Raw genomic sequence first — 26,200 nt, 5'->3', positions numbered from 1 at the left:
CCCCGGTTTACAACTTGGGTTTGCGAATTCGATAAGCTGCAGCGTACAGCGCTGGCAGGAAAAACAGGGTTAACAGAGTAGCCACAATCAACCCACCCATAATCGCCACCGCCATGGGCCCCCAAAACTGCGAACGCATTAATGGGATCATGGCCAGTACGGCAGCCGCTGCAGTCAGTAAAATTGGTCGAGAGCGCCGAATGGTCGAGCCAATGATGGCCTCATGGGGATCTACGCCAGCCGCCCTGTCTTGCTCGATTTGGTCCACCAAAATAACCGAATTTCGAATGATCATCCCGAACAAGGCAATCACGCCCAGTTGTGCGACGAAACCAAACGGGCGTGCGGTGATGATCAAGGCCAAAGCTGCACCGATAATGCCCAACGGGCCGGTGAAGTAGACCAGCAAGGTCCGGCCAAAGCTTTTCAGTTGCAACATCAGCAAGGTAAGCACAATAAACAGCATCAAAGGCACATTGGCCATGATCGACTGCTGGGCCTTGCCAGAGTCAGCGGCAAGGCCATCCAGATTCACCGAGACACCCAGCGGTAACTCTGCGCGAAGAGGGTCGAGGGCCTTGTTCATGGCCAAAGCCACAGTAGTACCCTGAATACCGGAGACCACATCGGCCTTTACAGTAATTCCAAACTCACCGCCCTCACGCCAAATAACACCAGGCTCAAAGCTCATGGTGACATTGCCCACTTGGGACAAGGGAACATAGGCACCACTTGCTGTGGGAACGTTGGCATTCATGAGTTCAGCCAGGGTGTCGCGTTCGCTTTCAGGGTTGCGAAACACAATATCGATCAGGCGATTATTTTCCCGGTACTGCCCAATGGTTGCGCCTGACAAAATGACATGCGAGGACTCCGCAATACTTTGGCTGCTAACCCCCAAAGCGCGTGCGCGGGCCTGGTCTACCTCAACCTTCATCACCTTGATGTTTTCATTCCAGTTGTCGTGCGTGCCGCGAGTGTATTCGCTGGAGGCAACCGCCTCTTTCACCTTGTCGGCCACCACTCGCACCACGCGGGGATCCGGGCCCTGCACCACAAACTGAACGGGATAAGTGACGGGCGGGCCGTTGGGCAACAAGGTAATTCGCGGGCGAATGTCGGGGAAGTTACCTTCCAGATGCGCTTTCAGTTTGCCCCGAAGTATTTCCCGGTCTTCGAATGTTTTGGGAATGACAATCAACTCGGCCAAATTGCTTTGCACAAATTTTTGATCCAGCGACAGGTAAAAACGCGGCGCGCCATCACCCACAAAACTGGCATAGCCCTGCACTTCGGGTTGCTTGGCCAACCACTGCTCAAGCTTGATCGCCTGTTTTTCAGTTTCCTCAAATGCGGTGCCCTCGGGCAACCACAAATTCACCATGATTTCCAGTCGATTGGAATCAGGGAAAAACTGCTGTTCAATGAATTTGAAAGAATAGCCGCCACCGATAAAAGCCAGCACGGTGACCGATATTGTGATCCAGCGGTGGTTAACGCACACCTCAATCCAGCGACGGAATCGCTGATAAAACGGTGTGTCGAACACCTCCGTGTGGCCTTGACCGTCTTTTGGCTTTTTAAGCAACCAATAGCCAATGTAAGGCACAAAAATAACTGCGACAAACCAAGACAACACCAAGGCAATGGCGGTCACCGCAAAAATTGAATAGGTGTATTCCCCCGCTGCCGATTGCGCCAAGGCAATGGGCAGAAAGCCCACTGCTGTAATCAAGGTGCCTGTCAGCATGGGAATCGCTGTGGAGTCGTAAGCAAAAATAGCCGCGTCAAAACGCGAATAACCCTCTTCAAGCTTGCGAACCATCATTTCAACCGCGATGATTGCGTCGTCCACCAACAAACCCAGGGCGATAATCAGCGCGCCCAGCGAAATTTTGTGCAGGTTAATGTTGAAAAACGACATCGCCAAAAAGGTAAGTGCCAGCACAAGAGGAATGGTCAGCGCAACGACCAAGCCCGGTCGGGTGTCAATTCGAAAAGGTTTGCTGTGCAGCCCCAAACTCAAAAAGCTGACTGCCAGCACAATCACAATCGCCTCAATCAGTACTTTCACAAACTCATTGACCGAGGTACTGACTGATTTGGGCTGATCTGCCACGCGCTGAAGCTCAATGCCTACGGGAAGTTCAGCCAGTATGCGGCGCTCAACTTTTTCCAGTTCTTGGCCAAGGCGGATGATATCGCCACCATTGACCATGGAAATCCCCAAGCCGATCACCTCTTTGCCATTGAAGCGCATTTTGGACACCGGCGGATCTTGATAGCCGCGATGAACATGGGCGATGTCTTTGAGCAGGAGTGTGTTCTTTCCCGCCCGAATCGGCAGGTTGGCAAGATCTTCAATAGACTCAAACTGACCCTGTACCCTTGACCACACTTTTTGATCATCCAGGCTCAAAACACCCTGAGAAGTCACGGCATTCTGGCTGTTGATTTGATTGAAAATGTCTTGCGCGGAAATACCCAATTGCGCGATTTTGTAATGCGAGACGTCGATAAACACTTTCTCTGGTTGAACGCCAAATAACTGCACCTTGGCCACATCAGGCACTTTGAGCATTTCCTGACGTACCTGTGTCACGAAGTCCTTAAGCTCCGCGTACTTGAATCCATCTGCAGAGAATGCAAGCAACACCCCAAAAGTGTCGCCAAACTCATCGTTGAAAAATGGCCCTACCACACCACGCGGCAGTGTTCCGGCCATGTCGCTGACCCGTTTTCGAGTGGTGTACCAGATGTCGGACACTTGCTTGGGCGGCGCGCTATCGTCCAGTTGAAGAAAAATGACGGTTTCACCAGGCTTGGAATACGAGCGAATTTTGTAGGCGTAAGGAATTTCCTGAATCACCTTTTCGATCGGGTCGGCCACCTGTTGACCCATTTGCATCGCTGTTGCACCTGGCCAGTAAGCACGCACCACCATGCCTCGAAACACGAAGGGCGGGTCCTCTTCCTGACCCAAAGAGAAAAATGCAGCGACTCCGGCGAAAATGAACACGGCCAAGAGATAACGAACCAATGGCTGGTTCTCAAGCGCCCAACGCGATAGGTTGATTTTTCTCATTTTGAAAGGTCGCTCGTTTCGATGAAGCGACGAACCTTTTGGCCTTCGTTCAGAACATGGGTGCCGGCAGTGACAATCAACTCGCCATTGTTTAGGCCGTCTTTGACCAGAAAGTCGCTTTCAGAGACGTCATGGGGTTGAACAATCCGTTTGTTGACCACACCCTGTTTTTCATCGAATACCCACACGAAAGCACCAGTGTGCTCAGCCACCAGGGCTGAAATTGGAAGCTTGAATGCGGTCGACTTGACGGCAGTTGAAAACTGCACTGTCGCACTCATTCCAAAACGGGATATTCTGGCTGGGTCGTTGAGATCCAGTAACACCGCAAACGTGCGTGTCACCGGATCTGCCACCGGGGAAACTTCCCGCACTTTTGCATCCAAAGACTGTTGACCAGACCAAAGCAAGACGCGCGCATCCTGACCAGGCTTGATCGCACTGACCCGGCTCTCGGGTACGGCCATGCTGACCTGGACATCATTCTCATCAGCCCACTGGACCACAGCCTGGCCGGGCGCCAACACCTGCCCTACTTCGGCATACACACTGGAAATGACACCACTGCCCGGAGCACGCAGATCGCCATATTCCCGCTGATTGGCCTGCGCACTCAACTGGGCGCGAGCCTGACTCAAGCGACTGCCCGCAGCATCGAAGGCCAGTTGTCGACGATCAAGCTCGGCCTGACTGATAAAATTTTGTTGTTTCAGGGTCTTGGCTCGGTCCAGATCAGTTTTCAACTGAGCATGCTCTGTGGCTGCGGCATCGAATTGCGCCTGAGCTGCCTGCAAGGCAAGACTCAAATCCTGAGGATCAATTTTGGCCAGTACCTGACCTTTGGAAACCTTGTCTCCAATGTCCACCAGGCGCGACGCCAATTTCCCACCCACTTGAAAGCTGAGTTTTGCCTGAAAACGAGGTTCGATTTGACCGGGAAAACTTTCTTCAAAAGTGCTGCCTCCAGCCTGAAGTTCCAACACCCGAACAGGTCTAATCACCTCAGTGGTGTCTATTTCAGGTCGGGAACAGGCTGCCAGCATAAGCGAGCCCACGGTGGCCCACACAACAGGCAGGAATAAACGGCTTTTGGACATGGATCGCTCAATAGAGTGAATTTATAGTTATCTGCGCAATTGTCGTATCAATCACAGGTCAAGTCAAAAGCAATCCAGCTTGTCTCTCAGCGCGGCAAGCGCCTTCTCCACGCGATCCACGCCAATCACTTCAATTCCGTCTATGGGCTGCTTGGGTGCGTTGCTCGCAGGCACAATCGCATGGGTAAAGCCGAGTTTGGCAGCTTCGCGCAGCCTTTCCTGCCCACGCGGCGCCGGGCGCAATTCACCAGACAAGCCGATTTCGCCAAACACCACCAACTCTTTGGGCAAACGTTTGTTTCTCAGCGACGAGACCATCGCCAGAACAATTGCAAGATCGGCAGCAGGTTCTGAAATTCGCACACCGCCCACTGCATTGATAAAAATATCCTGATCAAAAAACTGCAGACCCGCGTGGCGATGCATCACCGCCAACAACATGGCCAAGCGGTTTTGTTCAAGCCCAACCGATAACCTGCGCGGTGATGGTGAATGTGAGGAATCCACCAAGGCCTGAATTTCAACCAGCAATGGCCTGGCGCCTTCTTGCGTGCACATTACACAGGAACCGGCCACCCATTCAGCGGTCTGCGACAAAAACAGGGCTGAGGGGTTGTTAACGCCTTTCAAACCACGGTCAGTCATGGCAAACACACCCAGCTCATTCACTGCACCAAACCGGTTTTTAAATGCGCGCACCAGACGGAATGAAGATTGTGAATCCCCTTCGAAATAAAGGACCGTGTCGACAATGTGTTCAAGCACACGCGGCCCGGCCAGTGTGCCCTCTTTGGTGACATGGCCCACCAAAATGGTGGTAATCCCCATGGCCTTTGCAAGCCGTGTCAGCTGGCTTGCACATTCGCGTACCTGGCTGACCGATCCCGGCGCAGCGCTCAACTCGCTGGTGTACAGGGTTTGAATGGAGTCAATCACCAACACTTGAGGTTTGTGCGTTTCAAGCTGGGCAACAATTTGCTCCAGCTGAATTTCTGTCAGTACATTCAGGTTGGTGTGTTCCAGCCCAAGCCGTTGGGCGCGCAGGGCAATCTGCCCGGCAGATTCTTCACCGCTAACATACAAAGCCGATGTGGTTTTGGCCAGCGTCACCATGGACTGCAAGAGCAAGGTGGATTTACCAATGCCAGGATCGCCGCCGAGCAATACCACCATACCCGGGACCATGCCGCCGCCCAGCACACGATCAAATTCGGGTACACCACTGCTGAAACGCGGGTGGTCTTGCGCCTGAATTTCGGAAAGCCTGATTACACTGCTGCTTTGCGCAGCCAGCGCTGCGAAGCGACTGTGTTTTGGAGGCGCAGCGTTGCTAACAACCGACTCCACCAAAGTATTCCAACTGCTGCAATCCGTGCACTGACCCTGCCATTTGGCAAACACCGCACCGCATTCAGTGCATTGATATTGACTTTTACTTTTAACCAAAACAGCATGTCCCTTCAGCGACTAGGCTTCTAAAAATGGCACGCGAGGGGCAATCGCGCACAACAATTCATAGCCAATGGTGCCACAGCGGTCGGCCACAACATCAACAGGAATGTGTTCGCCCCACAACTCAACCACACTGCCGACCTCAGCATTCGGAATGTGACTGACATCGATGGTCATCATGTCCATCGATACTCGGCCGGCGACCGGTGCCACATGTCCTTCTACGTAAGTGGGAGTTCCATCCGGCGCATGACGGGGGTAGCCATCTGCATAACCGCAGGCCACCACAGCGATTCGGCCACTGTCACGAGCCTCCCACCGAGAACCGTAACCAACCCGGTCGCCTTTCCTCACGTTTTGGATCGAAATGATCTCGCTGCTGAAAGTCATCGCCGGCTTCAATCCATAATTGGCGGCCGCGTTGGGGCCAGGGGTAGCTCCATAGATCGCAATGCCCGGGCGGGCAATATCACCTGCGAGCATCGGAAAATTCAAACTACCCGCAGAATTGGCCAAACTGCTTTGCCAATGCGCGGGCTTTAAGCCCAGCAAGGTTTGATGCTGGTGCTGGACGAAAGGCAAGCGACTCCTGGGTTCAGCTTCGTCTGCATTGGCAAAGTGCGTCATCAAAACTGGTGTGGGCCAATCGTGTTTCAGGGTGAATTCATCGAGCCATTGAATGGCAGATTTGGCGTCAACTGGCTGAAAACCCAAGCGATTCATGCCGGTGTTCAACTTCAAGAAAATTCGAGGCTTGTGGGTCGGCATGTGACGCGCAACAACCTCCAGATCATCCAACTGGTTCTGATTGTGAACAACCCAGTCACAACCCAGTTTCTCAGCCTTCGCCAAATCGGCCTGATCAAAACAGCCTTCGAGCAACACAATTGGCTTATTCCAGCCCAAATTGCGCAATCGCGCTGCACCATCTATTTCCAAAATGGCCAAAGCGTCGGCTTGTTTCAAACCATCAATGATTCTCTCCAAGCCATGTCCATAGCCATTGGCTTTAACCACAGGCATCAACTTCACAGGGCCCAATAATTCCTTGATTCTTTTGATGTTGGCGGAGATGGCTGCAGGATTGACTGCTGCACGTATGGGTCGAGGCATGGGCGGGAAACAGGTGATTTAAGGGTTGGCTTGAACTTCGTAAAAAAGGCATTGCTTAATACGCGAAGCGTCTGGATATGATATAACGCCTCAACACCGTTGAACGAGCAGCGAAACGGCGAAATCGCACTAAATGGATTTCGCTCAATTCACAGTTGAATGAAACCCGGCTTTTACACCATCATGGCGGCGCAGTTTTTCTCGTCGCTCGCAGACAACGCACTTTTGATTGCGGCGATCGCATTGCTGTTTCAAATTCAGTCGCCTGACTGGATGACGCCGTTATTGAAACTCTTCTTTGTGGTGTCCTATGTGCTTTTGGCACCCTTTGTGGGCGGTTTTGCTGACACGTTGCCGAAAGGCAGAGTCATGCTGATCACCAACTCGATCAAAATCGTTGGGTGCCTGATGATGTTTTTTGGTGTGCACCCCCTGATCTCCTATGCGGTGGTTGGATTGGGTGCCGCAGCCTACTCACCCGCCAAGTACGGCATCCTGACTGAATTGCTACCTCACGACAGGCTTGTAGAAGCCAATGGCTGGATTGAAGGACTCACCGTGCTGTCGATTATTCTAGGCACCGTGCTTGGCGGCATATTGATTGCGCCGGGTACTAGCCAATATCTGATGCAACTGCATATTCCGGGTGTCACGGACAATATGGATACGCCAGCCGAGGCTGCCATTTTTGTGATCACTGCGGGTTATCTGATCGCAGCCATTTTCAATTTCAAAATCCCTGACACTGGGGCGCGTTACGAACCCCAGTTAAATCATCCAATCATCATGACTCGCAAGTTCTACGGCTGTGTGAAACAGTTGTGGAACGACAAGTTGGGCCAGATTTCACTGGCAGTGACTACTTTGTTTTGGGGCGCTGGAGCCACGCTTCAGTTTATCGTGCTGAAATGGGCTGAAAGTGCCTTGGGCCTGCCCTTGGACAAAGGCGCAATTCTGCAAGGGGTGTGTGCATTTGGCGTAGCCGCTGGTGCTGTCGCCGCGGCCAAGATGATTCCCCTGAAAAAATCGATGTTGGTGCTGCCTATGGGTATCCTGATGGGCATCGTGTGCATGACCATGGTGTTGGTGAACAATCAAGGCATGGCCTACCTGCTGATTACGGTGATCGGCGCGCTCAGCGGATTTTTCGTAGTACCCATGAATGCTCTGCTGCAACACCGTGGCCATGTACTGATGAGCGCAGGCCGGTCAATTGCCATTCAAAACTTCAATGAGAACATTTCAGTGTTGACCATGCTTGGCATTTACGCCATCTTGATCAGCTTCGACGTTCACGTGAACAATGTGATCTTGATGTTCGGTGGTTTTGTAATGGCCACCATGCTCCTCGTGATTCTTTGGCACCGTCGCAACCAGCGACTGTACAATGTGGAAGCCAGAATTGGAGAGGACCGCCCTGTGGGCGTACCTCTGTGACAGATGGCTTAAATCAAACCTTGCTGTTTCAGCAACAACAAATCGTCCCACGCTTTTGATTTTTCCTCAGGTCTGCGCAATAAATACGCGGGGTGGTAGGTCACTACGGCGGGAATATCAAGACCATCCAGGCTCACTAGGTGAACCACGCCCCGCAAGTCGCCCACTGGCTTTTTTGTATTCAGAAGAGTTTGAATTGCAAAGCGCCCAACCAGCAACAACACTTTGGGTCCACTTGCCTTGATTTGCTGAACCAGATAGGGCGAACATTGTTCAATTTCTGCCTGCTCAGGATTGCGGTTGCCCGGCGGGTGACACTTCACCACATTGGCAATGTAGGTGTTGGTTGTACGGCTTGCGCCAATCGCTTTCAGCATGCGGTCCAACAACTGCCCTGACTTGCCCACAAATGGCAGACCGGTCGCATCCTCCTCCACGCCTGGCCCCTCCCCCACCACCATCAAGGGGGCATGGGGTACGCCATCGGCAAACACGGTTTGCTTGCGGGTTTCGCACAAACCGCATTGTTTGCACGTAGCTACACTTTCCCGCAGCGATTCAAGCGAAGGTGCTGCTGTCGACATTTCGTCAAACGCCACGCCACTTGCCATCGCGGATGGCTTTGACTCGCTTTCCTGTTTCCGCAATTCCCACACTGGGCCGATACCCATGGCATTGAACAGATCAGCTTTGCTTCGAGTGCTTGTCATTCCGGTCAACCTGTAAATCGTTTGAACATCACCAAGGCGTCTTCGCGGCCCAGTTGAGACGGGTAGTAATTCTTGCGGGCCCCAATCAGTTTGAACCCCTCTTTCTCATACAGGTTTTTTGCAGTCACATTGCTGGGTCTGACCTCTAGCAACATGCCGGTTGCATTGGCCAGTTTGGCCTGACCAATGCCCCATTGCAACAAGTGCTTGCCGTGCCCCATGCCTTGCAAATCGGCACGAATAGAGATGTTCAGCAAGTGGTATTCATCCACCACGTGCATCATCACGATGTATCCTGCAAGTTGCTCATCCAACCACATGCAGTGCATGTGATAACCCGCCCGCAAAGAGTCCAGAAAATTCCGGTCTGTCCAGGGAAACTCGTAAATCTGGTTCTCAACCAGAATTACAGCAGGCACATCGGCCTCTGTCATGGGTCGAATACTAAATAACGCCATGCTTCAACGCCAATCGTTCAGTGGTGGTTTGGGCGACCTTGTCGCGAACATACAAAGGCTGACAGTCAAACGGCGCAACCACTCGACCTGCCGCAAACTCTTGCCAGGCCAACTGTGCCAAGCGAGTTGCACAGACTACCCCAGGCTCAATGCCTTTACCGGGGTTTGCTCGCTGAGCATACAAATGGGCATCACACACAGCAGGCCCTTGAATGTTCTGAAATTCATCCATGGCCAACAAATGGGGAGGATCCAACCACTCCGTACCCTTCGAAGTCCGCCGAATGCGAGCGGCATAGATTTCATTCAAACGCGCATCAATCAATAGTGTGAACGACTGATCACTGTACTGTTCGGGCAACATGCATTCAAAGCTGGTCAACGGCACAGCGGGTACTTGCCAGGCCACAGCCAGACCTTGGGCAATACCACATGCTGTGCGCAAGCTGGTAAAGCCACCTGGGCCAATATCTACGGCAATCGCTGCACACTGGGCGGGCTTTGCCCCAGATTGTTCAAGGTGTTGCCGAATCATGGGCAGCAATTGGGCAGACTGGCTTTTGTAATCCACAATTTCAAAACCAAACAGGCCAGCACCCAGCGAATCGGATCCATGCGGTTCAGTGGTGGCCACCACCTTGGCAACACCGGAACTGGTACTGATCGCCAAAATAAAACGGGAAGCCATCACTCACCCTTCACCATCAGCACCACAGCCTGCGCCTCAATGGCCTCCTTGCGACCAAGGTAACCCAGTTTTTCGTTGGTTTTGGCCTTGATGTTGACTGCATCCAGTGGCAAGCCACAAAGGCTGCTTAAACTTGAATGCATGGCTGCCATGTGAGGGGCAAGCTTTGGGCTTTGGCAAATCAGAGTGGAATCGATATTGATCAAGGTAAACCCCTTACGTCCGGCCTTCTCGATCACGTTTTTTAATAGGATGCCGCTATCAGCCCCTTCAAACTGTGGGTCTGTGTCTGAAAAATGAGTGCCAATATCGCCCATCGCGCAAGCGCCCAGAATTGCATCAGTAATGGCGTGCAACAGCGCATCTGCATCGGAATGACCCAGCAAACCGAGCTCGGAAGGAATGTGTACTCCGCCCAAAATCAGCCGACGCCCTTCGACCAGGCGATGTACGTCATACCCCTGCCCCACTCTCAAGCGGCCAATTTCACTCATTCAAAATTCTCCTGATGCAAACCAAGCAATCTGGCCACTGTCCGCAAATCTTCGGCTTGGGTAATTTTCATGTTTTCCACATGCCCCGGAACGATCAGGGGACCAATGCCCAGGGTTTCAATCGCACTGGCATCGTCGGTTAACTGGGCACCTTTGTACAAGCACTCGGAAATAGCCATGCTAAGCGCCTGCGCCCGAAACATTTGCGGCGTCTGCGCCGCCCACAAGTGGTCTCTGGGCACCGTGTGTTGAGCAATCACTTCGCCTTCTTGGGCCAAGCTGGTTCTCTTCAAGGTATCCGCCACAGGCACAGCCAACAACGCGCCCGCAATGTGTTCACTGCCCTCATCAATCAGGCGTTTCAACGCGGCAGCGCTCAAGCCAGGCCGCGCGGCATCGTGCACCAAAACCCAATCGGTTTCACCCACCAGTAAATTTTCAAGCAAATGGTTCAGGCCATTGAGCACGCTATTCACGCGTTCCTGTCCCCCCAAGGGCAGGCAGATAACCTGGCTGTTGCCCTGAAACAGCTTCATCGCTGCGGAATCATCACTTGCAACAACCACGAACACCTTTTCCACGCGCGGGTCAGCCAACAATGCCCCTACGCTGTGCTCCAGCACTGTTTTAGCGCCCAGTATCGTATATTGCTTGGGAATGGCGCCACCGAAGCGACGACCCGCCCCACCTGCGGGCACCAATCCAAAATACTTGGCAGTTTTTGCCATGAAAGCCTGTTCCTATGCGGGTACTTGCCGCCGTATAATACGGGCCTTGATTCATCGACCCAAAACCCGAACTTGACGCCCACTGGAAAACCAGCATGGTTGTTGTATCCAAGCGGGCGAACCTTATGCTGTCATATTTTACTTCTTCTTTTCAGCTAACCAGCGGCCACAGGCTCAGCTTGGCGCACCCACCAGGCAGCGCTGATGCGTTTTTGTTGGCGCAACTGTGTACCCAGGCAAAGACACTGGACAAACTTTGCCTGATTACCTGCGCCAACCCACACGACGCCACACGCCTACAAGAAGAAATCGCCTTGTTTGCACCCGCATTAAAAGTGCATTACCTGCCTGACTGGGAAACACTGCCCTACGACAGTTTGTCAGCCCACCAAGACTTGGTATCCGAACGACTCGCCACGCTTTACCAAACCCAGCGTGGTGATCTGGATGTGTTGATTACAGCGGCCAGCACTGCCATCCAGAAACTGGCACCCCCTTCGTTTTTGGCTGGCAGTACTTTCTACTTCAAAACGGGCGACAAACTGAATGAAAAGAAGCTGCGTGAGCAGTTGACGATTGCGGGTTATAACCATGTTTCACAGGTCATGACACCCGGTGAATACTGTATTCGCGGCGGCATTATCGACCTGTTTGCAACCGGCACTGCATTGCCGTTTCGAATTGATTTGTTTGATGATGAAATTGAATCCATCAAAACATTCGATGTAGACACCCAACGCAGCCTGTACCCCGTGCGGGAAATGCGCCTGCTACCTGGCCGCGAATACCCCATGGATGAACAAAGCCGTGCGCAATTTCGCAGCAAATGGCGGGAACGTTTCGAAGGTGACCCTTCCAAGGTGTCCATTTACCGAGATATGGGCACGGGCGTGGCCAGCGCAGGCATTGAGTATTACCTGCCCCTGTTTTTTGAGAACACCGCCAGCCTTATTGATTACCTGCCCAAAAAAGAACTGGTGTTTATTCAACATGGCGACGTCGACCAAGCCTTGCAAACATTTTGGGCTGACACACAAAGCCGTTTCGATTTTCTTTCGAAAGACATTCAACGCCCTATTCTACGACCTTCCGAAATTTACCTGAATGCCACTGAATTCTTCAGTAGTTTCGAGAATGCTGCACGCGTAAATTTGTCGGCATCCAAGAACGCCCTGGTGCCGGAATACAGCGGCGCGCTGCTGCCCGACCTGGCTGCAGATCGCAAAGCCGACGATCCAATTTTCAAGTTCCGCAACCTGGTAGAACGAACGGGTGCAGGAAGCTACAAACAAGTCATCATGGTGGCACCAAGCGATGGTCGCCGCGAAACCCTGAACCAGTATTTTCTGGAACACAAACTAAAGCCCCACCAAACAGAAACACTGCAAGGTGCACTAGAAAGTGGCGAACGTTTTGTACTGTGCACTGCAGTGCTCGACCAAGGATTTGGCGTACACCGCGGGCTGGAAGCGCAAGTGGCGTTCGTCACGGAAGCAGAATTATTCTCGCTCTCACCCCGCCGCCGCGGCGCACGCAGGCAACAGGAAAGGCAAAGCAACGTTGAATCCATGATTCGCGATTTGTCTGAACTGAAAATTGGCGATCCGGTAGTGCACCAGCAGCATGGCATAGGCCGCTACAAAGGTCTGATCAGCATGGACCTTGGTGAAGGCGCATCTGAATTCCTGCACCTTGAATATGCCAATGGTTCAAACCTGTTTGTGCCGGTCGCCCAACTGCATGTGATTGCCCGCTATAGCGGCGCTGACCCGGAAAATGCGCCAGTACATGCCCTGGGTTCAGGCCAATGGGAAAAGGCAAAAAAGAAAGCGGCAAAAATGGTGCGCGACACCGCGGCCGAATTGCTCAACCTTTATGCCCGCCGCGCGCTGCGCAAAGGCCATGAATTCAAGTTAAGCATTGGCGACTACGAAGCCTTTGTTGAAAAATTCGGTTTTGAAGAAACCGCTGACCAGGCCGCTGCGATTCGAGCCGTCATTGCCGACATGACCTCACCTCGCCCCATGGACCGCCTGGTGTGCGGCGATGTGGGCTTTGGAAAAACCGAAGTAGCCTTGCGTGCTGCTTTCGTCAGCGTAATGGATGGCAAACAGGTGGTGCTGCTGGCACCCACCACATTGCTTGCTGAACAACATTTTCAGACCTTCTCAGACCGGTTTTCGGACTGGCCTGTGAAGGTGGTTGAATTGTCGCGTTTCAAATCGCCCAAGGAAATTCGGGATGCAGTTGAATTAATCAACAGTGGGCGTGCCGACATCATTATAGGAACCCACAAGGTGCTGAGCTCCGAGGTGGAGTTTTCACGCCTTGGCTTGGTAATTATTGATGAAGAACATCGTTTTGGTGTGCGCCAAAAAGAAGCGCTGAAAAATCTGCGTGCTGAAGTAGATGTGCTTACTCTGACCGCAACACCCATTCCTCGCACCCTGGCGATGAGCATGGAAGGCATTCGAGATTTTTCGGTGATTGCCACCGCACCACAACGCCGCCTGTCCATTAAAACCTTTGTGCGCCGCGAAACCGACAGTGTCATTCGTGAAGCCGTGCTGCGTGAATTGAAACGTGGTGGGCAGGTTTACTACCTTCACAATGAAGTGGACACGATTGAAAACCGCCGAGAAGCGCTTGAGAGAATACTGCCCGAAGCACGAATCGGGATTGCCCACGGGCAAATGAACGAACGCGACCTTGAACGTGTGATGCGCGATTTTTATCAACAGCGCTTCAACGTGTTGTTGTGCACCACCATTATTGAAACCGGTATTGATGTACCCACCGCCAACACCATTGTCATTCATCGCGCGGATAAATTCGGCTTGGCACAATTGCACCAGCTGCGCGGCCGGGTTGGGCGAAGCCACCACCAGGCCTACGCCTACATGATGGTGAACAATGAAGAAGGTTTGAGCAAAAATGCCGAGCGTCGCCTCGAAGCCATTACCATGATGGAAGACCTTGGCAGCGGTTTTTACCTGGCCATGCATGACCTTGAAATTCGTGGCGCTGGTGAAGTGCTGGGCGCCAACCAGAGCGGCAATGTGCACGAAGTGGGTTTTCAAATGTACACCGATATGCTGAACCACGCCGTACGCAGTTTGCGCGCAGGTAAAGAGCCCGATTTAACCGCACCGCTGAACGCCACGGTAGAAATTAACCTCCACACCCCTGCCCTGCTACCGGAGGATTACTGCCCCGATGTACATGAGCGTCTTACGCTGTACAAGCGCCTCGCCAGCACAGAAGAAATGGACTTTATTTCAGAGGTACAAGAGGAATTGATTGACCGTTTTGGCAAATTGCCTGACGCAGCCACGGCACTGCTGGAAACGCACCGTCTACGCATTCTGGCCAAACCACTGGGCATTGCAAAAATTGACAGCTCCACCGACGCAACGGTGGTGCAGTTTGATACCCAACCGAATGTGGATGCGGGCAAAATTATCTTGATGATTCAAAAAGAAAAGGACATGAAACTGGCTGGTGCTGAACGCTTGCGGATCACACGCAGTTTCCCGAAAGTCAGCGACCGTGTACAGTTTCTCAAAGGTTTGATCAAACAACTGGCTTGAATTCATGACCCACAACGCTGGCAGACACCAAATTTGGTTGCACTTGTTGGGCGCAGCGCTTCTTGGCTGTGCGATTCTCAATGCAGCCACCGCCAAAGCAGCGGAAAGCCCGACGGCTGGCGATGCTGGGATGACCGTGTACAAAGCGCTTCTACCAAAGGCCGAAGCGGGCGATGCTGAGGTACAAACCACACTTGGGCTGATGCGCTTACGCGGCGATGTGGTAGAGCGCGACCTGAAAGTTGCACGCGTGTGGCTGGGTAAAGCAGCCCTACAAAACCATACTCCTGCTCAATATTATCTGGGGCAATTGCTGTTGCTTGATGTATTCAACGCCAGTCAAAGCGATTTGAACAAACAGTTAACCGAGGGTATGGGTTGGTTGCGTCGCGCATCGCGAGACCAACACCACCCATCGCAATTGCTGTATTCAAAAACCGTGCTTGAAAGCCAATTGGAGAGCCCATTCGGACACAGTAAAATTGAAGCCCAGCAGCATCTTGATTCCTGCGCAGAAGTACACCTGCCCTGCACACATTACGCTTTAAAGCGACTCGACCAAGGCAAAGAAGAGGTTTACTGTCCCAACAACGAATTCTGCGAACAGAAAAAACGCCTGCTATACACCCTGGCCAATGCTGGCGACGCCAACGCGCGCTACCGATTGAGCAAATTTGAAGGTGAAGACCGCATGTTTTGGATAAGGCGTGCTGCGCGCTTGAATCATCCAAAGGCAAGCCACGAGTTGGCCGAGTTGGTGTTGAAAAATGAAGTGCCCCTGCAACCCGAAGACCCTGCCGTACTGGCCCTGCTCAACGCAGCCGCGCAACAGGGTGAGCTTGAATCCATGTATCTCCTGGGCAGCCTGCTCCATGAAGGAACCCGATTTCCTGTCAACAAGCCCTTGGGGTTACAATGGTTAAACCTTGCGGCGCAACGGGGTCACAAACCCTCGATTGAACTCTTGGCACAACTTCAAGAGCCCGCCGGCAACATTCCTGCAACTGACAAGGTAGAATCCGCGCAACCCACGGAGAGCACACCATGAGCCGACTATTCTTTTCCTCGCAAACTTTAAGCACAGCACAAGTGCACACAGCCCTGGATGCACTGAGCCTTCCAACCTTGGGTGTTGAGGTGCTGAATCACCAGGCATGCATCGAAATTCCAGAAGCCTATACCCTGCCCAAAGCTGCAATCACCGACACCTTGCGACCGTTGGCACGTACACATCAATTCGATTTTGCAATTCTGGAGGCCGAGTTTCAGGCCAATGAATTCAAGCTGCTGGCCATGGACATGGACAGCACCTTGATTACCATTGAATGCATCGATGAAATTGCCGACTTTGCGGGCAAGAAAAAAGAGGTTTCAGAAATTACCGAAGCTGCCATGCGCGGCGAGATCAAAGATTTTTCTGAAAGCCTGAACCGCCGCGTGGCCTTGCTCAAGGGCGTGCCGGAAAGCTGCCTGCAATCCGTATTTGAAGAACGCCTGCGCTTATCACCGGGCGCAGAAGAACTGATAGCGTATGCCAAAGCAAACAAGTGGAAAACATTGTTGGTCAGTGGTGGCTTCACATTTTTCACAGACAAAATGAAAGAAGTATTGGGGCTGGATTACACCCGCTCCAACACACTTGAAATTGTAGATGGGCATTTGACAGGCCGTGTGCTGGGCACCATTGTGGATGCAGAAGTAAAACGCGAAACCGTGTTGGAAACCTGCACAATATTGGGCTGCGAGCCCTCACGCGCCATTGTGGTGGGCGATGGATCGAACGATTTGAAAATGATGGAAATTTCAGGTGCCAGCGTGGCTTTTCATGCCAAGCCAGTGGTGCAGGAGAAAACAGATTTTTGCATCAACCACGGCGGGTTGGACACAATATGCAAATGGTTTGAGGCGAATATTTAACGTGGAACGCGGATGGCGCGCTTGCCCAAAAAAGGCAGGCGCACCAACATCCTGTCCTTACATCCGCTCAAAAATCGCAGCAATACCCTGACCACCACCAATACACATCGTCACCAGTGCATAACGACCTTGAATACGCTGCAATTCATACAGGGCTTTCACGGTAATAATTGCGCCTGTTGCGCCAATGGGGTGACCAATTGAAATGCCAGAACCATTTGGGTTGACCTTGGCTGGGTCCATGCCCAACTCTTTGGTCACGGCGCAAGCCTGCGCTGCAAACGCCTCATTCGCTTCAACCACGTCCATGTCTTCAATCTTCAAGCCCGCTTTGGCCAAGGCTTTTTTGGTTGCTGACACTGGGCCAATACCCATGATGGTTGGCTCTACGCCGGTGTTGGCATAGGCCACCAAACGGGCCATGGGCTTCTTACCCGCCTTTTCTGCTGCGCTTCGTTCCATCAACAGCACGGCGCCTGCACCATCGTTCAAACCAGAGGCGTTGCCAGCAGTCACGGTGCCATCTTTCTGAAAAACGGCACGCAGTTTAGCCATGCCTTCCAGAGTGGCGTCACCGCGAACATGCTCGTCGGTGTCAAACATCACCGGACCTTTCTTGCTCTTGATTTCAATCGGCAAAATCTGCTCTTTGAAATAACCATTGGCAATCGCATTGGCCGCACGCTTGTGGCTTTCAACTGCCAAGGCGTCCTGGTCTTCACGGCTTACATTGAATTCCTTGGCCACGTTCTCCGCAGTCACGCCCATGTGAATTACATGGAAAGGGTCGTGCAAAGCGCCCACCATCATGTCGATGCCTTTCATGTCGCCCATGCGTGCACCCCAGCGGGCGGCGGGCAAAATGTAGGGGGCTTTGCTCATGCTTTCAGCACCGCCTCCAATGGCCACATCGGCGTCACCCAGCATAATGCTTTGAGCCGCAGTCACAATGGCTTGAAGGCCAGAACCACACAGGCGGTTCAGCGTGAGCGCTGGCGTCGATTTGTCCAGACCACCTTCAATGGCAGCAACACGCGACAAATACATGTCACGCGGCTCAGAATTCACCACATGCCCAAACACCACATGGCCAACCTGGTCAGCGCTTACACCTGCGCGCGCAACCACTTCCTTCACTACCATGGCGCCCAACTGCGTTGGGGAAAAGTCTTTCAAACTTCCACCAAAGTCGCCCACTGCGGTGCGTACACCGGCTACCACTACCACTTCACGCGTCATTTTTCTATCTCCTTGTTATTAAACGACTTAGTTAAACGATTCGGCCCCACAGGTCGTGTTCATCACAGTCATCGATCAGCACATTAATCAAGTCGCCCGGCTTGGGTTGCCGCGCCTTGTCCTCTGGCATGGGTATAAACACATTGCCATCAATTTCAGGGGCATCGGCTTTGCTGCGCGCCACAATGCCCTCTTCGTCGGTTTCATCAACTAACACTTGCATCACTTTGCCCAACTTGGCTTCGTTTCGGTTGAGTGAAATCTTTTCCTGCAAGGCCATCAAACGCGCACGGCGCTCTTCCTTCACCTCTTCGGGTACCGGGTTTTCCAAGGCATTGGCCACGGCACCGTCCACGGGTGAATAGGCAAACACACCCACACGGTCCAGTTGAGCTTCTTCAATAAAATCGAGCAAGTGCTTGAACTCGTCTTCCGTTTCACCAGGGAAGCCTGTAATGAACGTACTGCGCAAGGTAATGTCCGGGCAGGTTTCACGCCATGCGCGAATGCGCTCGATGTTGCGCTCCCCGCTGGCGGGCCGCTTCATACGCTTCAAGACATCGGGGTGTGAATGCTGGAATGGAATGTCCAGATACGGCAAAATTTTGCCTTCAGCCATCAAAGGTACCACGCGGTCCACATGGGGATATGGGTACACATAGTGCATGCGCACCCAAATACCCAGTTCACCCAACTCTTCAGCCAGTTGCTGAAACTGTGTTTTTACGGGGCGACCATTCACAAAGTCGGTCCGGTATTTCAAATCCACCCCATAAGCGGAAGTGTCCTGGCTCACCACCAGCAATTCCTTCACACCCGATTTTTTCAGGCTCTCTGCTTCACGAATTACTTCACCGATTGGGCGTGACACCAAATCGCCTCGCATACTTGGGATGATGCAGAAGGTACAACGGTGATTACAGCCCTCTGAAATTTTCAGGTAAGCGTAATGCTTTGGGGTTAGTTTCACGCCATGGTCGGGCACCAGGTCGATGAAAGGGTCATGTGGCTTGGGCAGATGTATGTGCACTGCCTGCATCACCTCTTCAGTGGCATGCGGGCCCGTAACAGCCAGCACCTTGGGGTGCAGGCTGGTGATCAGTTCCTTGCCTTCATTTCCGTTTTTAGCACCCAGGCAACCTGTCACGATTACCTTGCCATTGGCATGCATGGCTTCGCCAATTGCATCGAGGCTTTCCTGCACGGCACTGTCAATAAAACCACAGGTGTTCACAACAATAAGGTCCGCGCCTTCATAGGAGGCAGACACGTTGTACCCCTCAACTTTCAGTTGGGTCAGAATTCTTTCGGAATCCACGAGGGCCTTTGGGCAACCCAAAGAAACAAAGCCCACACTCGGTGGGCGCTTGGCAGAGAAGGTGTCGTCTTGCATGGTCAGGTGTTACTTTTTTGTAGAGTCCGGCTTTGCTTTGTTGGCACCGGGCATACCTGGCATGCCACTCATGCCCGGAAACTCGCCCGGGTTGGGAAATCCAAAGTTTGTGAACATGTTGCGGGTCTGGTTTTGAAACTGATCCTGCATTTGCACAAACATGTTTTTGCTTTGTTCGATGTAGTTGCTCATCATGCTTTGAATGACGGGCGTTTGAACACTCATGAACTGTGACCACAATTCCGGGTTGGCAAACTGGCTGCCGTCCGCAACATTCTTGCCTTGATCCTGAAAACTATTCTGGATATCCATAAAAGCTTGCAGATTCTTTTCAAGAAAGGTGCCCATGATGCCCTGCATCGCATTGCCGTAAAACCGAATGATCTGCGAAAGCATGGGTGAGGTGAAAATGGGAACTCCCGCTGTTTCTTCCTCCAGAATGATCTGGAGCAAAATACTTCGGGTCAGGTCTTCACCACTTTTCGCATCCACGACTTGAAAGCCTTCGTTTTCCAGCACCAATAGCTTCACATCGCCCAAGGTGATGTAACTGCTGGTTTGAGTGTCGTACAAGCGTCGGTTCGGATACTTTTTGATCAGTCGTGTTGCTTCAGCCATGCCTCTCATCTCTTTCTTGTAGTGTTATACGCCGCCGCACCTGCGTGGGTGGGTGGTCTGGATGCCAGTGCCCCGGTGTTGCTGGCTGTCAAACAACCCAGCACAAACAAGCACTTACAAAAAACAAAGCACTGCACGCTTTTTCAACGTGCAGTGCAACATCATACCGCCTTTTTGGCACTTGGTTGCCGAAAATGCACCAAGGATTAACCCATGTGCAAGCCGCCATTGAGTGAAAAGTCGGCACCGGTTGAGAATCCGGAGTCTTCAGAAGCCAACCAGGCGCAAATCGATGCGATTTCTTCAGGTGTGCCCAAACGCTTGACTGGAATGGTGTTCACGATTTTTTCCAGCACATCGGGGCGAATGGCACGAACCATGTCGGTACCAATGTAGCCGGGAGAAACGGTATTAACCGTTACACCTTTGGAAGCCACTTCCTGAGCAAGCGCCATGGTAAAACCACGCAAACCGGCCTTGGCTGTGGAATAGTTGGTTTGACCAAACTGTCCTTTCTGCCCGTTCACCGAAGAAATATTGATAATGCGACCAAAGCCCTGTTCAACCATGCCGCCGATCACCTGCTTGGTCACGTTAAACAGCGAATTCAAATTAGTGTCGATCACGGCAGACCAATCATCACGACTCATTTTCACAAAGGTGCCGTCGCGGGTAATACCAGCGTTGTTCACCAGAATTGACACCGTGCCGTGCTCAGCTTTGACTTTTTCAAATGCTGCCACCGTGCTGTCCCAATCGGCCACGTTGCCCTCGCTTGCATATACTTCGTAACCTGCGCTGCGCATTTCACCCAGCCATTTTTCTTTGCGGGGTGAATTGGGGCCACAACCGGCAATCACGCGGTAGCCCTGCTCGCACAGTTTCTTGCAAATGGCAGTTCCAATACCGCCCATACCACCTGTCACGTACGCTACTTTTGGTTCACTCATGATTCACATCCCTTCTCTATTTATATTGATTTAAATTCCAGGCTTTATCGCGACACAGCCAAAGCGACACCCATGCCACCGCCAATGCACAGGGAAGCCAGACCCTTTTTGGCATCACGCTTGTTCATTTCATGGATCAGGCTAACCAGCACTCGACAACCAGAGGCGCCGATGGGGTGACCCAGCGCGATCGCACCACCATTCACATTGATTTTGGCCGTATCCCAACCCATTTCCTTGTTCACCGCACAGGCTTGCGCAGCAAATGCTTCGTTGATCTCCATCAGGTCCAGGTCGGCCGCTGTCCAACCCGCTTTTTCCAAACATTTTTTGGAAGCAGGAACTGGTCCCATGCCCATGATTGTAGGATCCAGGCCAGCACTCGCATACGCTGCAATCTTCGCCAACACTGGCAGCCCAAGTTCTTTGGCTTTGGACGCGCTCATCAGCATCACAGCCGCCGCGCCATCGTTCAAACCCGATGCATTGGCTGCAGTCACGCTACCGTCCTTTTTAAAAGCGGGTTTCAAGGCTGTCATATTGTCCAAAGTGGCACCCAAGCGCGGAAATTCGTCGGTGTCAAACACCAAGGGGTCGCCTTTGCGCTGGGGAATACTCAGCGGGAAAATTTCATCTTTGAACTTGCCCGCCTTGATGGCGGCCTCAGCCTTGTTCTGGCTTTTGACGGCAAACTCATCTTGCTCGGCTCGGTTGACACCATATTTCTCAGCCACATTCTCGGCAGTAATACCCATGTGGTATTGGTTGTAAACGTCCCACAAGCCATCCACGATCATGCTGTCCACCAGCTTGGCATCGCCCATGCGGAAGCCATCGCGGCTGCCCATCATCACATGAGGTGCGGCACTCATATTTTCCTGCCCACCGGCAATGACGATTTCGGCGTCGCCACATGCAATTGCCTGAGCGCCCAGCATCACGGCCTTCAGACCAGAACCACACACCTTGTTGATCGTCAAGGCAGGCACGCCAACCGGCAAACCCGCCTTGATCACCGCCTGACGCGCCGGGTTTTGCCCGGAACCCGCGGTGAGTACCTGACCCAAAATTACTTCGGAAATCTGCTCACCCTTCACCCCGGTTTTTTCGAGCAACCCCTTGATTACATGCGCACCCAATTCCGGTGCAGAAATTTTGGCAAGTGATCCACCAAACTTGCCCAGTGCGGTCCGGCCCGCAGCCACAATTACCACTTCAGTCATGTCAACTCTCCTTACAGGTTTTTATACGGCTCGCTGTTTGACGTATCGTCCAGGCGCGGGCTCAATGGGTTTGTATTTGGCATTTCCAAGTTTGGTGGGTGCCTTGACTTCGCCACCTTTCATGGGCTCAAGCCACTTGGCCCAATCATTCCACCAACTGCCCGGCACTTCCTTGGCTTTCTTGAACCACTTTTCAGGTGTTTCAGGAATTTCGCCCTCACACACCCAGTAATTGCGCTTGTTTTTGTTGGCCGGGTTAATGACACCCGCAATATGCCCGCTGGCACCCAACACAAAACGGGATTCACCACCCACCAAATGACTAGTTTGAAATGCACTGGTCCACGGCACAATGTGGTCTTCCCGCGTTGCCAAAATGTAAACAGGCACGTCGATCAAACCCAAATCAACAGGCAGGCCACACACCATTGCCTTTCCGGGTTGGCACACCTTGTTTTCCAGGTAAGTGTTGCGCAGGTACCAAGCAAACATGGGGCCAGGCAAATTGGTGCTGTCACTGTTCCAGTACAACAAATCGAACACAGGTGGCTTTTCACCTTTCAGGTAATTGTTCACCACATAGTTCCAGATCAAATCGTTCGGGCGCAAGGATGAAAATGCACTGGACAAATCTTTTCCAGGCATTACGCCACCCTTACCGATACTTTCCTCTCGCGCTTTTACCTGCTCTTCATCAACAAACACACCCAAGGCACCTGTGTCAGTGAAATCAAGCAAAGTGGTCAAAAACGTGACACTGTTCACGCTGTCATCACCACGATTGGCCAAGGTTGACAGTGCAGTTGCCAGAAGCGTGCCACCCACACAGAAGCCAAGCACGTTTAGCTTGGGCTGTTTGGAAATTGCTTTGACCACCTCAATGGATTTGATCACGCCATCTTCGACGTAGCCATCCCAAGTGAAATGTCCTTCCGCTTCAGTCGGGTTTTTCCACGACACCAGGAAAAGCGTGTGACCTTGCCCCACCACGAAATTCACCAGGGAGTTGCTGGGCTGAAGATCGAGAATGTAGTACTTGTTGATACACGGCGGTACGAACAACATAGGTTGTTTGCCCACCTTTTCGGTGGTGGGCTTGTATTGCAAAAGCTGAAAGTAATCGCATTCAAACACCACCTCACCGGGCGTGGTGGCCACGTTGACGCCCACCTCAAACGCACTTTCATCGGTTTGGGAAATGCGGCCTTTCTGCATGTCGGCCATCAGGTTTTGAATAGCCTGCGTCAGGCTTTCACCCTTGGTTTCCAACAGTTTCTTTTGTGCTTCGGGATTGGTCACGAAAAAATTCGAAGGGCTCAGCGCATCCACAATTTGCTCAACTGCGTACTCCACCTTCCGTTTTTCCGGGCTGCTGTCTGGCACCAGCTCTACAATTCGTTTCGTGAAGCGGGCATTCAACGAATACATCGCCGCGGTAAACTCATAAATACCGTGATCATGCCAATCTGCTGAAGCAAATCGCTTGTCACCTTCAATCCAGGCGTCTAGCGGCACTGCCTGTGCGGATTTGCCCTCCGGATTGGGCAAGTTGGAAAACGCAGAGGCCATTAATGCCGACAACTCGGCAGCGTATTCAGTTTGAATTTGCCCCAGAGAATGGACTGGAATTTGGCTAAGAGCCGCCTGACAAGCCCCCATGATGGAATTCATGAACGGCTGTATTGCACCCATGGTGGCATTTTGCAATGGCGCAGTGGCCTGCAGACCTGGCAACGATCCAAACTGGCCAAAGGCACCCATGGCTTGTTGAAACTGGGCCTGCATTTGCTGCTGCATTTGTTCAGCGACGGGCAATAGCTGGCCCAAGACCTCATTGAAGTCTGTTATTTGTTTGTTCACCTTCCTCTCCTTTGTGGAAGCGATATGCTCCCTTGGCTCGTCGGCCTTTGCGATATTGTGCACCGCAACATTTTGACTTGTCAAATAATTGTATGCCTCTGACCCTTACTGTTTGCTGATCAGCCCAATTTAATGCACCATCTGCAGTGTATTCGCTTCACCCTTGAGTTCTCTAAGATGTACATCGTTATTATTGGCTGGATGTATGTGGTCACGCTGATGGCGGCCACTGAAACAAACTTCGTGGCTGGAATTGTCACATTCCTGTTTTACGGTGCGCTACCCTGTGCCGTGCTGGCCTATTTGATGGGAACGAAGTCAAGAAGACTCAAGCGGCGTGCTCAGGAAGAAGCCGAATTAGCGTTGCAAAACGCCCAGACTGAACCCCCTGCTGTTGCCCCCGCCGATGAGAAAACCAGCGCGGATCGGTGACCGTGTCCCAGCCACCACCTTCAATATTGGCATCACCCAACTCGCTCAGTGCGAGACGGGCCAATGCATAAAGGTCAGCCAGATATTTTTCCGGCTTTTCATTTGACACATCGCTGGGCTTGAAGCACTCAATGGCCTTTGGATTTTGCTGAACAAAAGCGTGAAGCACCTCTGCCCCAACCTCGAAGGACTCAGGCCCAATGGCAGGCCCCATCCAGGCCTTGATTTGAATGAGAGGAACCTCGCAGGCGTGACTCAACGCTTTTGCGCTTGCCAGTAAAACACCCGCATGCAAGCCTCGCCAGCCAGCATGGGCTGCCGCAACCCCCAAGGCTTTGCCGGAACTGCTGAAGGCCACAAAAACGACGGGCAAACAGTCTGCGGTCATGATCGCCAAGGTCAAGTCGCAATTGACACTGACTGAGGCATCCGCGACAGGTGGTGTCATGCCAGATGAGATGGCATCGCTTGCAAGCTTTGCCTCGAACACTTCACAACCGTGCACCTGGTTTAACCACAGCACAGGAGCACCCATTTCTCTCTCAACAGAACGGCGCCGAACTTGAACATGGGCGAGGCTATCCCCGACATGCGTACCCAAATTGAAACCATAAGGGCTGGCATCAGGCTGTGGATTATCAAACCCGGTTTCCGTCACCAGTACCCTGACACCCTCCCAGTCTGGGCCAAGCTGGGAGACAGGAACTTCATTATTCAATTTCTTCAAGATCATCGTCTTCGTCAAAACGCACCAGCACCGACGCTTTGTGTTGGTGAGCTTCCTCCAATACTGCCTCTTTTACATCGTCGCTGTGGAAATCGATGCCAGCCATTTCACCCAACAAGCGCAAATCCTCGGGGGCCTTTGCTACATACTCCGGCCATTCATGATTTCCGAGGCTCTCGTCCCAATCTTCAGCCGCTTCATCAGCCCCTTGCACATGAAAATAAGCAGGATCGGGGAAGCTAAGGTGTGTGGCATGCAGGGCTTGGCGTTCGAACTTCTCGCCATTGGGCAATTCAATTGAGGAGAGTCGCAAGGCAGAGTGACTGCCAGCGCCTTTGATTTTGTAAACCGGATCGGCCACCAAAGCAAAACCTGCATGCTGGGCATGCACGCGAATTTGATGGGTTCGCCCCGTTTCAAGACGACACACCATCAAGGTGACTGGCACCTCGAGAAGCTCACCAAAGGCGACCGGGGTGAAGTGGGTTACCGCGGGCTTACCGTGATCGACCACCGCCATACGCAGACGATTACGCGGGTCGCGGCCCAGGGGGTTATTTACAGTCAAAGGATTTGCAATTCGACCCCACACCAAGGCAAGGTAAACACGTTTCACGATGCGGGCTTGCAGCATTTGAACCAGTTTTACCTGGGTTTCTGCAGTCCGAGCCACGACCATCAAACCAGTGGTGTCTGCGTCAAGGCGGTGCACAATCCCGGCACGGGGCACATGGATCAAACCCGGGTCCAGGTGATACAGACCATTCATCAAAGTACCTGTCCAGTGCCCGGGTGCGGGATGAACTACCAGACCAGCCTGTTTGTTGACCACCGTGTATTCATTGGTGCGGGCCACAATGTCCAGGTTCATGTCCTCGGGAATCAAAGCCTGCATGTGGGCCAAAACCCCAGGGCTCAACTCAATCCGGTCCATGCCCTGTACTTTCTGATTGCCCTTGGCTGCGGCCACGCCGTTGACCAGTACCCGT

21 protein-coding genes are annotated in these 26,200 nt (G+C 52.5%); 4 read left to right on the top strand and 17 right to left on the bottom strand.

Features of this window, described 5'->3' with window-relative positions; genetic code table 11:
- Positions 1–7 precede the first annotated feature (7 nt).
- From A0129_RS07895 to alr, 4 genes are all read right to left on the bottom strand, one after another.
- Positions 8–3,085, bottom strand: a complete 3,078-nt coding sequence (locus A0129_RS07895; RefSeq protein ID WP_291713965.1) for an efflux RND transporter permease subunit — start codon at positions 3,083–3,085, stop codon at positions 8–10.
- Positions 3,082–4,182 carry an efflux RND transporter periplasmic adaptor subunit gene (locus A0129_RS07890; protein WP_291713963.1) on the bottom strand — a complete coding sequence of 367 codons (1,101 nt, stop codon included), beginning with the start codon at positions 4,180–4,182 and terminating at the stop codon, positions 3,082–3,084. The genes A0129_RS07895 and A0129_RS07890 overlap by 4 nt, the downstream gene beginning before the upstream one ends.
- 63 nt (positions 4,183–4,245) lie before the next feature.
- Positions 4,246–5,628 carry a DNA repair protein RadA gene (radA, locus tag A0129_RS07885; RefSeq protein ID WP_291713961.1) on the bottom strand — a complete coding sequence of 461 codons (1,383 nt, stop codon included), beginning with the start codon at positions 5,626–5,628 and terminating at the stop codon, positions 4,246–4,248.
- 21 nt (positions 5,629–5,649) lie between these two features.
- Positions 5,650–6,747 carry an alanine racemase gene (gene alr / locus A0129_RS07880; RefSeq protein ID WP_291713959.1) on the bottom strand — a complete coding sequence of 366 codons (1,098 nt, stop codon included), beginning with the start codon at positions 6,745–6,747 and terminating at the stop codon, positions 5,650–5,652.
- Between the two features lie 159 nt (positions 6,748–6,906).
- On the opposite strand from alr, the gene lplT reads away from it, so the two are divergent.
- A complete protein-coding gene (lplT, locus tag A0129_RS07875) occupies positions 6,907–8,184 on the top strand; it encodes a lysophospholipid transporter LplT (protein ID WP_291713957.1) in 1,278 nt (425 codons plus the stop codon).
- 8 nt (positions 8,185–8,192) lie between these two features.
- Here lplT and A0129_RS07870 read toward each other — a convergent pair whose 3' ends face one another.
- From A0129_RS07870 to ispD, 5 genes are read right to left on the bottom strand one after another with little or no spacing between them, the layout of a single operon-like run.
- Positions 8,193–8,894 (bottom strand): uracil-DNA glycosylase, encoded by a 702-nt coding sequence (locus A0129_RS07870; RefSeq protein WP_291713955.1) that lies wholly within the window; start codon positions 8,892–8,894, stop codon positions 8,193–8,195.
- Between the two features lie 5 nt (positions 8,895–8,899).
- Positions 8,900–9,352 carry a ribosomal protein S18-alanine N-acetyltransferase gene (rimI, locus tag A0129_RS07865; protein ID WP_291713953.1) on the bottom strand — a complete coding sequence of 151 codons (453 nt, stop codon included), beginning with the start codon at positions 9,350–9,352 and terminating at the stop codon, positions 8,900–8,902.
- Entirely contained in the window at positions 9,339–10,040 is a 702-nt protein-coding gene (gene tsaB / locus A0129_RS07860) for a tRNA (adenosine(37)-N6)-threonylcarbamoyltransferase complex dimerization subunit type 1 TsaB (protein WP_291713951.1), read from the bottom strand. The genes rimI and tsaB overlap by 14 nt, the downstream gene beginning before the upstream one ends.
- Positions 10,040–10,534: a 2-C-methyl-D-erythritol 2,4-cyclodiphosphate synthase gene (ispF, locus tag A0129_RS07855; RefSeq protein ID WP_291713949.1), complete on the bottom strand. Its 495-nt coding sequence runs from the start codon at positions 10,532–10,534 to the stop codon at positions 10,040–10,042. Before ispF ends, tsaB begins: the two co-directional genes overlap by 1 nt.
- Positions 10,531–11,262, bottom strand: coding sequence for a 2-C-methyl-D-erythritol 4-phosphate cytidylyltransferase (ispD, locus tag A0129_RS07850; RefSeq protein WP_291713947.1), 732 nt, complete (start codon positions 11,260–11,262; stop codon positions 10,531–10,533). Before ispD ends, ispF begins: the two co-directional genes overlap by 4 nt.
- A 125-nt stretch (positions 11,263–11,387) precedes the next feature.
- Here ispD and mfd point away from each other — a divergent pair, with 125 nt between their 5' ends.
- From mfd to serB, 3 genes are read left to right on the top strand one after another with little or no spacing between them, the layout of a single operon-like run.
- Positions 11,388–14,852 carry a transcription-repair coupling factor gene (gene mfd, locus A0129_RS07845; RefSeq protein ID WP_291713946.1) on the top strand — a complete coding sequence of 1,155 codons (3,465 nt, stop codon included), beginning with the start codon at positions 11,388–11,390 and terminating at the stop codon, positions 14,850–14,852.
- Positions 14,853–14,856: 4 nt separating this feature from the next.
- Positions 14,857–15,900 (top strand): hypothetical protein, encoded by a 1,044-nt coding sequence (locus tag A0129_RS07840; protein WP_291713944.1) that lies wholly within the window; start codon positions 14,857–14,859, stop codon positions 15,898–15,900.
- On the top strand, positions 15,897–16,769 hold the full coding sequence (gene serB / locus A0129_RS07835; protein WP_291713942.1) for a phosphoserine phosphatase SerB: 873 nt from the start codon (positions 15,897–15,899) through the stop codon (positions 16,767–16,769). The genes A0129_RS07840 and serB overlap by 4 nt, the downstream gene beginning before the upstream one ends.
- 57 nt (positions 16,770–16,826) lie before the next feature.
- On the opposite strand, the gene bktB is transcribed toward serB, so the two are convergent.
- The 8 genes from bktB to A0129_RS07790 all read right to left on the bottom strand — a co-directional run.
- A complete protein-coding gene (gene bktB / locus A0129_RS07830) occupies positions 16,827–18,008 on the bottom strand; it encodes a beta-ketothiolase BktB (protein WP_291713941.1) in 1,182 nt (393 codons plus the stop codon).
- A 31-nt stretch (positions 18,009–18,039) separates the two neighbouring features.
- Positions 18,040–19,401, bottom strand: a complete 1,362-nt coding sequence (gene rimO, locus A0129_RS07825) for a 30S ribosomal protein S12 methylthiotransferase RimO (RefSeq protein ID WP_291713939.1) — start codon at positions 19,399–19,401, stop codon at positions 18,040–18,042.
- A 9-nt stretch (positions 19,402–19,410) separates the two neighbouring features.
- On the bottom strand, positions 19,411–20,019 hold the full coding sequence (gene phaR, locus A0129_RS07820) for a polyhydroxyalkanoate synthesis repressor PhaR (protein WP_291713936.1): 609 nt from the start codon (positions 20,017–20,019) through the stop codon (positions 19,411–19,413).
- 206 nt (positions 20,020–20,225) lie between these two features.
- A complete protein-coding gene (gene phbB, locus A0129_RS07815; protein WP_291713934.1) occupies positions 20,226–20,969 on the bottom strand; it encodes an acetoacetyl-CoA reductase in 744 nt (247 codons plus the stop codon).
- A gap of 44 nt (positions 20,970–21,013) precedes the next feature.
- Positions 21,014–22,192: an acetyl-CoA C-acetyltransferase gene (locus tag A0129_RS07810; RefSeq protein WP_291713932.1), complete on the bottom strand. Its 1,179-nt coding sequence runs from the start codon at positions 22,190–22,192 to the stop codon at positions 21,014–21,016.
- A 21-nt stretch (positions 22,193–22,213) separates the two neighbouring features.
- Entirely contained in the window at positions 22,214–24,052 is a 1,839-nt protein-coding gene (locus A0129_RS07805) for a PHA/PHB synthase family protein (RefSeq protein ID WP_367189845.1), read from the bottom strand.
- Between the two features lie 328 nt (positions 24,053–24,380).
- Complete coding sequence (locus A0129_RS07795; RefSeq protein WP_291713930.1) at positions 24,381–25,211, bottom strand: polyphenol oxidase family protein; 831 nt, start codon at positions 25,209–25,211, stop codon at positions 24,381–24,383.
- Positions 25,195–26,200 (bottom strand): RluA family pseudouridine synthase (locus A0129_RS07790; RefSeq protein ID WP_291713928.1); only part of this gene is annotated, 1,006 nt, incomplete at its 5' end. The genes A0129_RS07790 and A0129_RS07795, both read right to left, overlap by 17 nt.

This window comes from Limnobacter sp. CACIAM 66H1, from assembly GCF_001601825.1.
GTDB lineage: Bacteria > Pseudomonadota > Gammaproteobacteria > Burkholderiales > Burkholderiaceae_B > Limnobacter.
Note: the sequence above shows the minus strand (reverse complement) of the source record. Positions and strands in the feature narration are given on the sequence as shown.

Excerpts from the sequence above, each read along its gene's own strand:
- A0129_RS07895 (WP_291713965.1), bottom strand. The coding sequence starts at position 3,085 with ATGAGAAAAATCAACCTATCGCGTTGGGCGCTTGAGAACCAGCCATTG.
- A0129_RS07890 (WP_291713963.1), bottom strand. The coding sequence starts at position 4,182 with ATGTCCAAAAGCCGTTTATTCCTGCCTGTTGTGTGGGCCACCGTGGGC.
- alr (WP_291713959.1), bottom strand. The coding sequence starts at position 6,747 with ATGCCTCGACCCATACGTGCAGCAGTCAATCCTGCAGCCATCTCCGCC.
- lplT (WP_291713957.1), top strand. The coding sequence starts at position 6,907 with ATGAAACCCGGCTTTTACACCATCATGGCGGCGCAGTTTTTCTCGTCG.
- A0129_RS07870 (WP_291713955.1), bottom strand. The coding sequence starts at position 8,894 with ATGACAAGCACTCGAAGCAAAGCTGATCTGTTCAATGCCATGGGTATC.
- rimI (WP_291713953.1), bottom strand. The coding sequence starts at position 9,352 with ATGGCGTTATTTAGTATTCGACCCATGACAGAGGCCGATGTGCCTGCT.
- tsaB (WP_291713951.1), bottom strand. The coding sequence starts at position 10,040 with ATGGCTTCCCGTTTTATTTTGGCGATCAGTACCAGTTCCGGTGTTGCC.
- ispF (WP_291713949.1), bottom strand. The coding sequence starts at position 10,534 with ATGAGTGAAATTGGCCGCTTGAGAGTGGGGCAGGGGTATGACGTACAT.
- ispD (WP_291713947.1), bottom strand. The coding sequence starts at position 11,262 with ATGGCAAAAACTGCCAAGTATTTTGGATTGGTGCCCGCAGGTGGGGCG.
- mfd (WP_291713946.1), top strand. The coding sequence starts at position 11,388 with ATGCTGTCATATTTTACTTCTTCTTTTCAGCTAACCAGCGGCCACAGG.
- A0129_RS07840 (WP_291713944.1), top strand. The coding sequence starts at position 14,857 with ATGACCCACAACGCTGGCAGACACCAAATTTGGTTGCACTTGTTGGGC.
- serB (WP_291713942.1), top strand. The coding sequence starts at position 15,897 with ATGAGCCGACTATTCTTTTCCTCGCAAACTTTAAGCACAGCACAAGTG.
- bktB (WP_291713941.1), bottom strand. The coding sequence starts at position 18,008 with ATGACGCGTGAAGTGGTAGTGGTAGCCGGTGTACGCACCGCAGTGGGC.
- rimO (WP_291713939.1), bottom strand. The coding sequence starts at position 19,401 with ATGCAAGACGACACCTTCTCTGCCAAGCGCCCACCGAGTGTGGGCTTT.
- phaR (WP_291713936.1), bottom strand. The coding sequence starts at position 20,019 with ATGGCTGAAGCAACACGACTGATCAAAAAGTATCCGAACCGACGCTTG.
- phbB (WP_291713934.1), bottom strand. The coding sequence starts at position 20,969 with ATGAGTGAACCAAAAGTAGCGTACGTGACAGGTGGTATGGGCGGTATT.
- A0129_RS07810 (WP_291713932.1), bottom strand. The coding sequence starts at position 22,192 with ATGACTGAAGTGGTAATTGTGGCTGCGGGCCGGACCGCACTGGGCAAG.